The following is a 13,952-nucleotide window of genomic DNA, read 5'->3' on the forward strand; positions in this document are numbered from 1 at the left end:
GCGGGAGTTTTTGTTTAAATAAACCCAAGAAACTTCCAAAGCAATTTCCCAAGCAACGCTTTTTAGAACATGTTTTGTTATTAAGCGTCAAAATACATTAAAAGGTGAATTATGGCTGGTCATAGTAAATGGGCGAATATTCGTCACCGTAAAGCAGCGCAAGATGCGAAGCGCGGCAAAATCTTTACTAAATTAATTCGTGAAATCGTTGTTGCGGCAAAAGAGGGGGGCGGTGAGCCAGAAAATAACCCACGTTTGCGAGCAGCAATTGATAAAGCACTGTCTAACAACATGACACGTGACACTGTCAACCGCGCTGTCAGCCGAGGTGCTGGTGGTGAAGGCGACGACAACATGGAAACCGTGAGCTATGAAGGTTATGGTCCAGGTGGTACGGCGGTCATGGTCGAATGTATGACGGATAACCGAAATCGTACGGTATCTGGCGTACGTCATGCATTCTCAAAGTCAGGCGGTAATCTGGGGACGGATGGTAGCGTCAACTATCTTTTCGACAAGAAAGGCGTGATTTCATATGGCCCAGGTTTAGATGAAGATGGGGTAATGGAAGTAGCATTAGAAAGTGGTGCTGATGACATTGAAACGGCAGAAGATGGCTCGATTGATGTCTACACGGCCCCAGGCGATTTTGGACTCGTAAAAGATGCTCTTGATGCCGCAGGGTTTGAGGCAGAGAACGCTGAGGTGTCGCTGATCCCATCTACGAAAGCAGATTTGGACGCGGATACTGCGCCAAAACTACTTCGTTTGATTGACGCTTTGGAAGATCTGGACGACGTTCAAGAGGTTTATCACAATGGTGATATCTCTGACGACGTTGCGGCTACGCTAGATTAAACTCAAGGTGTCGGGAGCGGTATTTGCTCCGAAGTTAGCAAGTAATAATAAAAAGACTGAGGCCGAATTAGGCCTCATTTTTAGGAACATTCATGTCAATTATTTTGGGCATTGACCCAGGTTCGCGCATTACCGGCTATGGGGTCATTCGTCAAAATGGACGCCACTTGCAATACCTTGGTAGTGGCTGCATTCGTACTTCAGAAAAAGAACTTCCGGGTCGGCTTAAACAGATTTATGCAGGCGTCACGGAAATCATTACCCAGTTTCAACCGGACGTTTTCGCGATCGAGCAAGTGTTTATGGCCAAAAACGCGGATTCAGCGCTAAAACTTGGCCAAGCTCGTGGCAGTGCAATTGTTGCTGCGGTGAATGCGGAGTTGCCGGTATTTGAATACGCGGCTCGTCTTATTAAGCAAGCTGTCGTCGGCACTGGTGGCGCGGACAAAGCGCAAGTTCAGCATATGGTTCAGCAGATGCTTAAATTGCCCGCCAAGCCTCAAGCGGATGCAGCCGATGCTTTAGGTGTGGCGATTTGTCATGCCAATACTAACAAGACTCTCGTTGCGTTAGCGGGCAAAGCAACCAGTGCCAGAAAAGGGCGCTACCGTTAAAATTAACTGGATGTCTATCCAGTTCTTTATTATCCTGTCGCAAATTCATTTCCAAAGAGTATTTATAGTGATTGGACGTCTTCGTGGCATACTGATTGAAAAACAACCACCTGAAGTATTAATTGAAGTTAATGGCATTGGCTATGAAGTCCAGATGCCAATGAGCTGTTTTTACGAACTGCCAAATGTTGGCGAAGAAGCCATTATTTATACTCACTTTGTTGTCCGTGAAGATGCGCAATTGCTATACGGTTTCAACACAGTAAAAGAACGAGCACTTTTCCGTGAAGTGATCAAAGCCAATGGCGTTGGTCCTAAACTCGGTCTTGGTATTCTCTCTGGTATGACAGCAACGCAATTTGTTACTTGTGTGGAACATGAAGACGTTTCTACGCTGGTTAAGCTTCCAGGCGTTGGCAAGAAAACCGCAGAGCGATTGGTTGTTGAAATGAAAGACCGCTTGAAAGGGTGGGGCGCAGGCGATCTATTTACACCATTTACGGATGCTGCTCCTGCGGATTCTAGTGCGACATCCAACAACGCGGAAGAAGAGGCAATCAGTGCGCTTCTAGCTCTAGGTTACAAGCCGACTCAAGCGTCGAAAGTGGTATCTCAGATCGCTAAACCGGACATGAGCAGTGAGCAAATGATCCGTGAAGCTCTAAAATCAATGGTGTAACGCTGGTTGCACAGTGAACATTTGTTCAAGATAACTCATTCTCTAAGGTTAATGCCAATCGCTTAACGATGTTTTTTGTGTCATTCCAGCGAGCCTGGCGAGACTGGGAATCTAATAGCAGCACGCTGAGCGGTTAATGAAACAATTTGACCATAAATCGCTCGGATAGAAGATCCTGTATCACGCTCCTTCGTCGCTGTACAGGATGACGAGATATAGAAATATGCCACTTGCTGTTAAACGAGCGGCATTATTCTCTCAGGTAACCATTTTTCAAGGTAAAAAGATGATTGAAGCCGATCGTTTAATCGCGCCAGAAAACCCTGCCTTTCGTGATGAAGATGTCATTGATCGTGCTATTCGGCCAAAAAAATTAGCGGATTACCAAGGTCAGGACCATGTCCGTGACCAAATGGAGATCTTCATTAAAGCTGCTCAGTTACGTAGCGAAGCACTTGATCACCTTTTGATTTTTGGTCCCCCAGGTTTGGGTAAAACCACACTTGCGAATATCGTTGCCAATGAAATGGAAGTGAACATTCGCACTACTTCAGGCCCTGTACTTGAGAAAGCAGGCGATTTGGCCGCGCTGTTAACCAACCTTGAAGAAAACGATGTGTTGTTCATCGATGAGATTCACCGCTTGAGTCCGATGGTTGAAGAGGTGCTATATCCGGCGATGGAAGATTATCAACTGGATATTATGATCGGTGAAGGTCCGGCCGCTCGTTCTATTAAGATCGATTTACCACCGTTTACGTTAATTGGTGCGACGACCCGAGCGGGCTCTTTAACGTCACCATTGCGCGACCGCTTTGGTATTACTCAGCGCCTTGAGTTTTATAAGATAAAAGACCTCCAAGATATCGTGCAGCGAAGCGCGGATTGTTTAGGTTTATCAATGGAACCTGAAGGTGCATTGGAAGTGGCAAGACGTGCGCGTGGCACACCACGTATTGCTAACCGTTTGCTACGCCGTGTTCGTGATTATGCGGAAGTAAAAGGCAATGGTCACATTTGTGCCGATGTTGCCGATAAGGCGTTGAATATGCTTGATGTGGACGCCGAAGGCTTCGATTACATGGACCGTAAGCTACTACTCGCGATTATGGAAAAATTTGGTGGTGGTCCGGTCGGGCTCGACAACATGGCAGCGGCGATAGGTGAAGAAAAGGACACTATTGAAGACGTTCTTGAGCCTTATCTTATTCAGCAAGGTTATTTACAACGCACTCCGCGTGGAAGAATCGCGACAGATCGTGCGTATTTGCATTTCGGAATTGAAAAATAAGATTCCCTCGCTGGGCCTTTGTTGCCCAGCGCTTCATTAAAGTTGACCAAACTCACATTTTTTGAATTTTTTCTCATACTGGTTTAGTAAGTAAAAAGCATTGATTGTTAACTCGATGTTTGCTTGCAACTGGTTAATTTCTCTCCTGATTACTCTCTCTTAACATCCGTATCCAATACTGGTTGATCTAGATCAATGTGATGGATTTTTGTGCAAATTCCGCGCATAAACATTGATGTATATCAAAGCGCGTTACGGCTATAAACCTTTTGAAACAATCTGTTTTTACAAGTAATATTAGCCCTAGCTATATTAGCTGATGCTTAACAATTAACTAACCAATGAAGCACATTTTTGCAACAATGAGTTGTGATAATTCAACATTTTTCAAGTGTAAATAACACCTGAATATGGATTGCAATATGTAGAGAGTGTCATTCAGCCGACACATAGGAGTTACCATGATTGACGTAGTTGATCTATCGCGGTTGCAGTTTGCACTGACAGCGATGTATCACTTCCTATTCGTACCATTGACCCTTGGTATGGCCTTCCTTCTGGCCATTATGGAATCGATGTACGTAATGACGAACAAGCAAATCTATAAGGACATGACCAAGTTCTGGGGTAAGCTATTCGGTATTAACTTTGCACTTGGTGTGGCGACAGGCCTTACCATGGAGTTCCAGTTTGGTACGAACTGGTCTTACTACTCCCACTATGTAGGTGATATCTTCGGTGCACCGCTAGCGATCGAAGCACTTGTCGCATTCTTCCTGGAGTCAACTTTTGTTGGTCTATTCTTCTTCGGGTGGGATCGTCTATCTAAACGCCAACACTTAGCGGTTACCTGGCTTGTGGCACTAGGCTCTAACTTCTCTGCTCTTTGGATTCTTATCGCAAACGGCTGGATGCAAAACCCAGTAGGCGCAGATTTCAACTTCGAAACCATGCGAATGGAAATGGTGAGCTTCTCTGAGGTTGTACTAAACCCAGTTGCTCAGGTTAAGTTCGTGCATACGGTTGCTTCTGGTTACACTTGTGGCGCAATGTTTATTCTAGGCATCAGTTCATACTACCTATTAAAAGGTCGTGACATTGCGTTTGCTCGTCGTTCGTTTGCTATTGCTGCTTCTTTCGGTATTGCAGCTATCTTATCTACCATCGTTCTTGGTGACGAATCTGGCTACGAGCTTGGTGAAGTTCAAAAAGTGAAACTCGCTGCAATTGAAGCAGAGTGGCACACTGAACCTGCACCTGCCGCATTTACGTTATTTGGTGTTCCTAACCAGGAAACGATGCATACCGATTACGCAATTAAGATCCCTTACGTAATGGGTATTATCGCGACACGCTCTTTTGATGAGCAAGTAACAGGTCTTCGTGATTTACGTGATGAACACGTCGATCGTATTCGTGACGGCATGTACGCTTATGAACTTCTAGAGAAGCTTCGTGCGGGCGACAAGTCAGAAGAAAACATGACTGCGTTTGATGAAGTGAAAGGTGACCTAGGTTACGGCCTACTTCTAAAACGCTACACAGACAATGTTGTTGATGCAACAGAAGAGCAAATCCAAGCTGCTGCGGACGACTCAATCCCAACAGTATGGCCGCTATTCTGGTCATTCCGTATCATGGTTGCTTGTGGCTTCATCATGTTGTTTGTCTTTGGTGCGGCGTTTATCCAAACGTGTCGTCAGAAGATTGAACAGAAACAATGGATTCTAAAAGCTGCACTATTTAGCATTCCACTACCTTGGATTGCAATTGAAGCGGGTTGGTTCGTCGCTGAGTACGGCCGTCAGCCTTGGGCTGTAGGTGAAATTCTACCAGTGCATGTTGCAGCTTCTGCGCTAACTGCAGGTGAAATCTGGACTTCACTCTTCGCAATTCTGGCGCTATACACGGTATTCCTGATTGCAGAAGTTTACCTAATGTTGAAATTCGCTCGTAAAGGCCCAAGTAGCCTGAAAACGGGTCGCTACCACTTCGAGCAAAATGCTGACTCTGTTGAAGACAAAGTTAGTCGCCAAGTAGAAGCGTAAGGTAAGGAGATAACAAGATGTTTGATTACGAAATCTTGCGACTCATCTGGTGGGTACTAATCGGTGTTCTACTAGTTGGTTTTGCAGTAACAGACGGCTTCGATATGGGTGTAGGCGCGCTTGTACCTATCATCGGTAAAAACGACACGCAACGCCGTGTCATGATTAACTCAATTGCTCCTCACTGGGATGGTAACCAAGTTTGGCTTATCACTGCTGGTGGTGCACTGTTCGCAGCTTGGCCTTTGGTTTACGCAACGTCATTTTCAGGCTTCTACTTAGCGATGATTTTGACACTAGCAGCGCTATGGCTTCGTCCTCTTGGCCTAGACTACCGCTCTAAAATCGAAGATCCAAAATGGCGCAATAGCTGGGATATCTGTATCTCAATCAGTGGTTTTGTTCCGCCAATCATCTTTGGTGTAGCGTTTGGCAACCTTCTACAAGGTGTACCATTCCAATTGAGTGAGTTCTTGATGCCAACATACCATGGCTCATTCTTTGGTCTACTAAACCCATTTGCACTGTTGTGTGGTCTAGTAAGCTTGTTCATGATTTTGATGCAAGGTTCTACTTGGCTACAAATGAAAACAACAGGCGAAGTGCATGTGCGTGCGCGCAACGTTGCTCAGTTGGCTGGTTTACTGACGGTTGCTTCGTTTGTAGCGGCTGGTTTCTGGATCCAAAATATCGATGGCTACGTCATTGTTGGCGGTATCGACACTAACGCAGCTTCTAACCCTCTAAACAAAGAGGTTATCCGTGAAGCTGGTGCGTGGATGAAGAATTTTGAAAACTACCCATTACTATGGGCTGCTCCTGTACTAGGTGTTGCAATGCCGCTTCTCGCTGTATTGGCATCTCGTCTTGAAAAATGTGCGATTTCGTTCATTACTTCAAGCTTGGGTGTTGCTGGTGTTATCTTTACTGCAGGTTTTGCGATGTTCCCATTCATCATGCCTTCAGACTTAATGCCAAGCCACAGCTTAACAATGTGGGATGCAACGTCATCTGAGCTGACTCTGAACCTAATGACAGGCGTTGCGTTTGTTATGGTGCCAATCATCCTTGGCTACACATCTTGGACTTACTACAAGATGTTTGGTCGCCTTGATGACCAGTACATTGAAGACAACAAAAACTCACTTTACTAAGGAGCATTTACTATGTGGTATTTCGCATGGATTCTAGGTGTACTACTTGCTTGTGCATTCGGTATCATCAACGCTCTTTGGCTAGAGCACTCAGAAATGATGGATAAAGACAGTGAGTAACCTCGCTGATAAGGTAGCGAAACTTCACGCACCAATGGATAAGACTCTGCTACGAGTCTTATCTCTCATCCTTGGCTTTATGCACGTAGGATTGGTGATGTGGGACCCTGAAGCTTACCATCAAGCAATTGGTGGTTTTAACTCAATCATCGCACCAGCACTGATTTGGTCTGTATGTTCAAGCATGGTGTATGGGGTGGGCTTCAAGCCAAGAAACTGGTACTGGCAAGTTTTGTTTAGTCCTTATTTCTCGTTAGCTATCTTAATTTATCTAACGGCACTTTATTTCATTTAGGCTGAAATATGCTGTAATAAAGTCGGTTACTAAATCATCGAATAAAAGCTAGGTATCTCGCCTAGCTTTTATTTTTTCTACAAATTTCAAAAATATTTCCTTAGCTCGGTACCAATTGCTGTCGCTTCAGTTATAGTAATTACTTTAAAGAATTGAATATATTGGTACTCCCTTGCAAGGCACATCAAATCTCTTTCACTGGCCGATCACCGTGTACTATGAAGACACTGATGCGGGCGGTGTTGTATATCATTCTAATTATCTAAAATTCTTTGAGCGCGCACGGACAGAGATGTTACGTGCTAAAGGCATTTCTCAACATGTGTTACTGGAACAAAATATCGGCTTTGTTGTCCGACACATGGATATCGATTTCAACCAAGGGGCTAGGCTGGACGAGCATCTGACAGTCGTAACCCGAGTGTCAGAAATAAAACGTGCTTCTCTGCAATTCTGTCAAGAGTTGGTCAATGATCAAGGCAAGATATTGTGCAAGGCCTCGGTTAAGGTAGCATGTATCGATAATAAGAAAATGAAACCAATAGCTATTCCAACCTTTATAAATTCGGAGCTAACAAATAGTGACTGCTGATATTTCCATTTTAGATCTCTTTCTTCAGGCCAGTCTGTTGGTAAAGCTTGTGATGCTGACGTTGCTTGGCATGTCAATTGTGTCATGGGCAATGATCATCAAGCGCAGCAAAGTGCTTTCTCAAGCATCAAAAAATGCAGAGCAGTTTGAAGACAAATTTTGGTCGGGTACTGATCTTTCTCAGCTTTACCAAAAAGTAAAAGCGCGTAAAGACGAAATTGAAGGCACAGAAGAAATCTTCTACGCAGGTTTTACAGAGTTTGCTCGCCTACGTAAGAGCAACGCAAATTCACCAGCTTACATCATGGAAGGCACTGGCCGCGCAATGCGCGTTGCTGTTTCTCGTGAAGTAGATGAGCTAGAAACAAGCTTACCGTTTTTGGCAACAGTCGGTTCTATAAGCCCTTATATCGGCCTATTTGGTACCGTTTGGGGCATCATGCACGCCTTTATTGCGCTGGGTGAAGTAAAGCAAGCTACGTTGTCTATGGTTGCACCGGGTATCGCCGAGGCACTTATCGCGACAGCGATGGGGCTATTTGCGGCTATTCCGGCAGTAATGGCGTACAACCGTCTAAGCAATAAAGTGAGTAAACTAGAGCACACTTACGCAACATTTTCTGAAGAATTCCACAGCATCCTTCATCGTCAAGCGATGGCTGGCCGAGACAGCGCGGATAAGGAATAAAGCATGGCGGGTTATCAACCTAAAAAGCGAAAAATGACAGCGGAGATCAACGTTGTTCCGTATATCGACGTAATGCTCGTACTGTTGATCATTTTTATGGCGACCGCTCCATTTGTGACTCAAGGCGTCGACGTTGATCTTCCGAAAACATCGACCGCAGAATCTATGCAAGACCTTGCTGGCGAGACTGACAGTAGCTTTATTATCATCGAAATTGATAGCGAGGGTAATTTAGGCCTAAGCGTAAATGATGAAGAAGTTCAGCGAGGTTTGTCGTTGCAAGATGTTATTGTGCGAGTGAAAGCGGAGCGAGAGGTTAAGCCGGATTCACCAGTTGCGGTAGGTGGCGACGCGGCAACACCATATGCCGATGTTGTTCTATTGCTAGATGAACTAAGTCGAGCTGGTATCCCTAAGGTAGGTCTAATGACCGATATCAGGGAATAGACATCAATTATCTATGAAAGATCACAAGAAGAAACCCAACCAATACGCCAAACCGATAGCAATATCGGTTGGTTTGCATGCAATTCTAGTTGCAGCCCTGCTTTGGGGGACGGACTTCAACATGTCTAAACCAGAGCCTACAGGGCAAATGGTTCAAGCTGTTGTCATCGATCCAAAACTTGTGCAGCAACAAGCGAAAGAAATTCGCCAGCAACGCGAAAAGGCAGCGAAAAAAGAACAAGAGCGTCTTGATAAACTGAGACGCGAAGCAGAGCAGCTAGAAAAAAACCGCAAAGCTGAAGAAGAGCAAATTCGCAAGTTGAAAGAGCAGCAAGCGAAAGATGCTCAAGCGGCACGAGAAGCAGAAGCTGCACGTAAGAAAAAAGAGCAAGAGCGCAAGCAGGAAGAAGAACGTGTTCGCAAAGAAAAAGAGCGAGCTGCTAAGCTAGAAAAAGAGCGCAAGGCAAAAGAAGAAGCCGTGCGTAAAGCTGAGCAGGAGCGTTTAGCAAAAGAAGCGGCTATAGCAAAAGCTGAGCAAGAACGTTTAGCTCGTGAAAAAGCAGCAAAAGAAGCGGAAGAAAAAGCACGTCGTGAGCGTGAAGCTGCTGAAAAAGCTGAACAAGAGCGCATTGCAAAAGAGAAAGCGGCAAAAGAGGCAGCGGAGCGAGAGCGTAAAGCGAGAGAAGCAGCTGAGCGTGCCGAGCGTGAGCGTAAAGCTCAAGAAGCCGCGTTAGATGATATTTTTGCGGGTCTCGAGAGTGAGTCAGAACAGAATCAGCAAGCGAAAAATCAACATGTGCAATCTGAAGTTGACCGCTATGGTGCAATTTACAAACAATTGATAGAGAGTCGTATCATTAAGGACGATTATCTTGTGGGAAAGTCGTGTAGGCTTAATGTGAAGCTAGTTCCAACTGGGACTGATGGTATTGTGAGTAATGTTACTGTGTTAAACGGTGACTCTCGTCTTTGTAGTGCAGCCAAAAGTGCAGTAGCCCAAGTTGGCAACTTTCCGATGCCTAAAGATAGAGATGTTATTGATAAAGTTAGAGATATCAACTTAACCGTTGAATACTAGAATAAGGAATAAGACGTGATTAGACGCCTTTTACTAGGAATGTTTGTACTGTTTAGCAGTATGACAAATGTGGCGAATGCCGCATTAGAGTTGGTCATTACCGATGGTATTGATTCAGCACGACCAATTGCTGTTGTTCCGTTTAAGTGGGAGGGCACACAAGCGCTTCCAACGGATGTTTCTGCTGTTATCGCCTCGGATTTACAACGTAGTGGTAAATTCAGCCCAGTTCCAACGAGCAAAATGCCACAAACACCGTTCAGTGAATCAGAAGTTAATTTTGATGCTTGGACCAATTTAGGTGTGGATGCGCTATTGACTGGTTCAATCAAGCAAAACGACCAAGGTGACTACGTTATCAACTATCAACTTGTTGATATTGTGCGTGGTCAGTTAACAGGTGGGAAGAGTAAGGCGCTTGGTAGTGACGGTGAATTAGTCCTGTCAAAAGATCATGTGCTGTTCAATAAAGTAGCCACTGTTCAAGGGCCTCGTATGCGTGAGTACGCTCACCGTATCTCTGATTTGGTGTATGAGCAGTTAACTGGCGACCGTGGCGCTTTCATGACTCGTATCGCATATGTGGTAGTGAACGATAAAGACCGTTTCCCTTACCAACTTCGAGTCGCTGATTACGATGGCTACAATGAGCGTCTGGTTTTACGCTCTAAACAACCATTAATGTCACCAGCGTGGTCCCCCGATGGTAAAAAGCTTGCATATGTTAGCTTCCAAAATGGCCAAGCAGAAATCTTCATCATGAACATCTACACCGGTGAACGTGAGAAAATTACTTCATACCCACGTCACAATGGTGCGCCAAGATTTTCGCCAGATGGCAATAAGTTAGCGATTGTTCTTTCTAAAACAGGCTCGCTTCATGTTTATACGTTTGACCTTAACACTCGTAAGCTGACGCAAATTACGCGTGGCAGATCAAATAATACGGAACCGTTCTGGCATCCGGATGGAAAATCGTTGATTTTCACATCGGATAGGGGTGGTAAACCACAGATTTATCAAGTAAATTTGGGCAGCGGTTCTATTGACCGTTTGACTTGGCAAGGCAGCCAAAATTTGGGTGGTCAGATTACTCCTGATGGGCGATTCCTAGTTATGGTGAACCGCAGCAACGCAGGATTTAATTTGGCGAAACAAGATTTGGAAACTGGTGCTCTTCAAGTCTTAACTAAGACCTTGCTTGATGAGTCTCCTAGTATTGCCCCAAACGGTGGCATGGTTGTGTATAGCTCGATTTACAACAAGAAAAACGTACTATCGATGGTGTCAATTGATGGTCGATTCAAAGCTAGATTACCGGCAACAAATGGGCGTGTTCGAGCGCCTGCATGGTCACCGTTTTTGTAGTAATAAGTTTGATTAATAAAGGAAAATAAGATGCAACTGAACAAGGTTCTAAAAGGGCTACTAATCGCGCTTCCTGTAATGGCTGTTACAGCGTGTAGTTCAAGCGACGACGCTGCTTCTAACACTGGTGCAGCAACAAACAACAATGGCGCAGTGGAAACAACAGTAGCTACGCCAATTGATCAAAGCGGTCAGTTGACAGAGCAAGAGCTAAAAGAGCAAGCGCTACGTGAAACTCAAACAATCTACTTTGCTTTTGACAACTCAACAATTGCAGCAGATTACGAAGAGATGCTAGCGGCTCACGCTTCTTACCTAAGCAAGAACCCAGCACTTAACGTAACTATCGAAGGTCACGCTGATGAGCGCGGTACACCTGAGTACAACATTGCTCTAGGTGAGCGTCGTGCACAAGCAGTAGCGAACTACCTACAAGCACTAGGTGTTCAAGCTGACCAAATCTCAATCGTTAGCTACGGTGAAGAGAAGCCACTTCTTCTAGGTCAATCAGATGAAGTTTACGCTAAGAACCGTCGCGCGGTTCTAGTATACTAATTCGAGGTAATCCTCATGTTCAGTAACACTAAGCGCGCTGTTGCGCTTACGTTACTGGCAAGTGCAGCGAACTTTGCGTTCGCTGCACCAGCTCCAGTATCCGATCTCAACAGCACATCATCCGTCTCTAAGAGCCGTTCATCTGAAACGGAAGTAGAGCGTCTAGAACGTTTGCTACAAAATCGCAATCGCGTTCAGCTCCAAATGCAACAGCAAATTGACCAAATGTCACAAGAGATCAGTGAATTGCGTGGTCAATTAGAGCGAAATAGCTACGAAATGAAACAAATGTTGCAACGTCAACGTGAGTTGTTTGTCGAGCTGGATCGTGTTCGTGGAGAGATAAAATCCACACCTGCACAAGAAGCACAACCTGTGAAAACAGGTGGCCAGTACACTCCAAATGTTGATGAGCAAACGGCATATCAGAATGCAGTTGACCTGATTCTCAAAAAGCGTGATTACACTGGTGCAATTGCAGCGTTCCAGCAGTTCCAGAAAGATTATCCTGATTCTACATATTCAGCGAATTCTCACTACTGGTTAGGTCAGTTGTACTTCGCTAAAAAGCAGGATGAGGATGCAGTGAAAAGTTTTGCCGCTGTGGTGTCTTATAAAGACTCCAATAAGCGAGCCGATGCGTTGCTTAAGTTAGGCGAAATCGCTGAGCGTAATAACAATGCAGCTCAAGCGAAAAAGTACTACCAACAAGTGGTTGATGAATACCCAGGTAGTGCATCTGCAAAACTTGCCAGCTCTAAGCTGTAAGACGTTATGTTTTAAAAAGGAAGCTTCGGCTTCCTTTTTCTTTTCCATTTTCTGTTGGTGCAGAACGGCTAAGTCGATAGCAATGATGCAGAGCCTCTGACCTTATGTTGCACCGAATTTCGCTACTCGGAAATGCTACCTGTAACAAAGATATACGGCTAGACCGCTAGAAATCCCCGCGACAAGTTGGTTTTTGAAAATTAACGAGGTTACAATACTCGGATTAAAGGAAGTTGCGTAGAGCAAGAGCAATGAGCCATATATTAGATAAAATCGACACTGTTTACCCATTCCCACCGAAACCAGTTCCATTAAGCGAAGAAGAAAAAGCATCTTACATTGAGCGTATTAAAAAGTTACTCAAAGAAAAAGATGCGGTACTTATCGCGCACTACTATACCGACCCTGAGATTCAAGCCCTAGCTGAAGACACTGGCGGGTTTGTTGGTGACTCGTTGGAAATGGCGAAGTTTGGTAATCGTCACCCTGCAAGTACATTGATTATTGGTGGTGTTCGCTTTATGGGCGAGTCGGCCAAAATTCTGACACCAGAAAAGCGCATTCTAATGCCAACGTTGGAAGCGGAATGTTCGCTTGACCTTGGCTGTCCTGCGGATAAGTTCAGCGAGTTTTGTGATGCTCACCCTGATCATACGGTTGTAGTTTACGCAAATACTTCAGCAGCGGTTAAAGCCCGTGCCGACTGGGTCGTTACATCGAGCATTGCGCTTGAAATCGTGGAACACTTAGACGCTGAAGATAAGCCAATTATTTGGGGACCAGACCGTCACCTAGGATCGTACATCGCTAACAAAACTGGCGCAGATATGCTGCTTTGGCAGGGTGAGTGTGTGGTTCATGATGAGTTCTCTGCTGATGCGCTACGAAAAATGAAGAGCGTGTATCCAGATGCGGCTATTTTGGTTCACCCTGAGTCACCAGCAAGCGTCGTAGAACTTGCCGATGCCGTTGGATCAACGAGTCAGCTGATCAAAGCAGCGAAAGAGCTTCCTCACAAACAAATGATCGTTGCGACAGACAAAGGCATTTTCTTTAAAATGCAGCAACTTGTGCCAGAGAAAGAACTTATCGAAGCGCCAACCGCAGGTGCAGGCGCAACATGTCGCAGCTGTGCACACTGTCCTTGGATGGCAATGAACGGTTTGAAAGCAATTGAGAAAGCGCTTAGTGAAGGTGGTGAAGAGCACGAGATTTTTGTTAACGAAGAACTGCGTGTTAAATCCCTTATCCCGCTTAACCGCATGCTAGATTTTGCTGAGCAGCTAAATATGCAAGTGAAAGGTAATGCTTAAAAAGTAGGCGTAACTGAAAATAAATCTCAAAAACCAGCCGAATATGGCTGGTTTTTTTGTGTCTTACTATCAATGAGTTACTAT

General features: G+C 44.9%; 16 protein-coding genes. All 16 read left to right on the forward strand.

The genetic code is table 11. From position 1 onward, the window contains the following. Positions 1-111: 111 nt before the first annotated feature. The 16 genes from R8N28_RS12095 (at position 112) to nadA (ending at position 13,868) form a co-directional block, all read left to right on the forward strand. Positions 112-858 (forward strand): YebC/PmpR family DNA-binding transcriptional regulator, encoded by a 747-nt coding sequence (locus R8N28_RS12095; protein ID WP_065274305.1) that lies wholly within the window; start codon positions 112-114, stop codon positions 856-858. A gap of 92 nt (positions 859-950) precedes the next feature. Then, positions 951-1,472 carry a crossover junction endodeoxyribonuclease RuvC gene (ruvC, locus tag R8N28_RS12100; protein WP_005387909.1) on the forward strand — a complete coding sequence of 174 codons (522 nt, stop codon included), beginning with the start codon at positions 951-953 and terminating at the stop codon, positions 1,470-1,472. 67 nt (positions 1,473-1,539) lie between these two features. Beyond that, positions 1,540-2,151, forward strand: coding sequence for a Holliday junction branch migration protein RuvA (ruvA, locus tag R8N28_RS12105; RefSeq protein WP_017820041.1), 612 nt, complete (start codon positions 1,540-1,542; stop codon positions 2,149-2,151). Positions 2,152-2,437: 286 nt separating this feature from the next. After that, entirely contained in the window at positions 2,438-3,442 is a 1,005-nt protein-coding gene (gene ruvB / locus R8N28_RS12110) for a Holliday junction branch migration DNA helicase RuvB (RefSeq protein ID WP_005378312.1), read from the forward strand. Positions 3,443-3,903: 461 nt separating this feature from the next. After that, positions 3,904-5,490: a cytochrome ubiquinol oxidase subunit I gene (gene cydA / locus R8N28_RS12115; protein ID WP_005378311.1), complete on the forward strand. Its 1,587-nt coding sequence runs from the start codon at positions 3,904-3,906 to the stop codon at positions 5,488-5,490. Between the two features lie 17 nt (positions 5,491-5,507). After that, positions 5,508-6,644, forward strand: a complete 1,137-nt coding sequence (gene cydB / locus R8N28_RS12120; RefSeq protein ID WP_053307471.1) for a cytochrome d ubiquinol oxidase subunit II — start codon at positions 5,508-5,510, stop codon at positions 6,642-6,644. Between the two features lie 12 nt (positions 6,645-6,656). Beyond that, positions 6,657-6,764, forward strand: a complete 108-nt coding sequence (gene cydX / locus R8N28_RS12125) for a cytochrome bd-I oxidase subunit CydX (RefSeq protein WP_000270284.1) — start codon at positions 6,657-6,659, stop codon at positions 6,762-6,764. Beyond that, positions 6,757-7,059, forward strand: a complete 303-nt coding sequence (ybgE, locus tag R8N28_RS12130; RefSeq protein ID WP_005378304.1) for a cyd operon protein YbgE — start codon at positions 6,757-6,759, stop codon at positions 7,057-7,059. Before cydX ends, ybgE begins: the two co-directional genes overlap by 8 nt. Positions 7,060-7,231: 172 nt before the next feature. After that, positions 7,232-7,651 carry a tol-pal system-associated acyl-CoA thioesterase gene (gene ybgC / locus R8N28_RS12135; protein ID WP_017820044.1) on the forward strand — a complete coding sequence of 140 codons (420 nt, stop codon included), beginning with the start codon at positions 7,232-7,234 and terminating at the stop codon, positions 7,649-7,651. After that, the gene (gene tolQ, locus R8N28_RS12140) at positions 7,641-8,339 is read left to right on the forward strand and encodes a protein TolQ (RefSeq protein ID WP_005378301.1); all 699 of its coding nucleotides are present in this window, start codon (positions 7,641-7,643) and stop codon (positions 8,337-8,339) included. Before ybgC ends, tolQ begins: the two co-directional genes overlap by 11 nt. Positions 8,340-8,342: 3 nt before the next feature. Next, positions 8,343-8,786, forward strand: coding sequence for an ExbD/TolR family protein (locus tag R8N28_RS12145; RefSeq protein WP_005378298.1), 444 nt, complete (start codon positions 8,343-8,345; stop codon positions 8,784-8,786). Between the two features lie 13 nt (positions 8,787-8,799). Continuing rightward, complete coding sequence (gene tolA, locus R8N28_RS12150) at positions 8,800-9,864, forward strand: cell envelope integrity protein TolA (protein ID WP_053303231.1); 1,065 nt, start codon at positions 8,800-8,802, stop codon at positions 9,862-9,864. Between the two features lie 15 nt (positions 9,865-9,879). Then, the gene (tolB, locus tag R8N28_RS12155) at positions 9,880-11,232 is read left to right on the forward strand and encodes a Tol-Pal system beta propeller repeat protein TolB (protein ID WP_005387925.1); all 1,353 of its coding nucleotides are present in this window, start codon (positions 9,880-9,882) and stop codon (positions 11,230-11,232) included. Between the two features lie 30 nt (positions 11,233-11,262). Beyond that, positions 11,263-11,787, forward strand: coding sequence for a peptidoglycan-associated lipoprotein Pal (gene pal, locus R8N28_RS12160; protein ID WP_005378293.1), 525 nt, complete (start codon positions 11,263-11,265; stop codon positions 11,785-11,787). Between the two features lie 15 nt (positions 11,788-11,802). Next, on the forward strand, positions 11,803-12,555 hold the full coding sequence (gene ybgF / locus R8N28_RS12165; protein ID WP_005378285.1) for a tol-pal system protein YbgF: 753 nt from the start codon (positions 11,803-11,805) through the stop codon (positions 12,553-12,555). 251 nt (positions 12,556-12,806) lie between these two features. Beyond that, the gene (gene nadA / locus R8N28_RS12170; protein WP_042522106.1) at positions 12,807-13,868 is read left to right on the forward strand and encodes a quinolinate synthase NadA; all 1,062 of its coding nucleotides are present in this window, start codon (positions 12,807-12,809) and stop codon (positions 13,866-13,868) included. The last annotated feature ends 84 nt before the right edge of the window (positions 13,869-13,952 follow it).

The organism is Vibrio sp. Vb1554 (assembly GCF_033344235.1).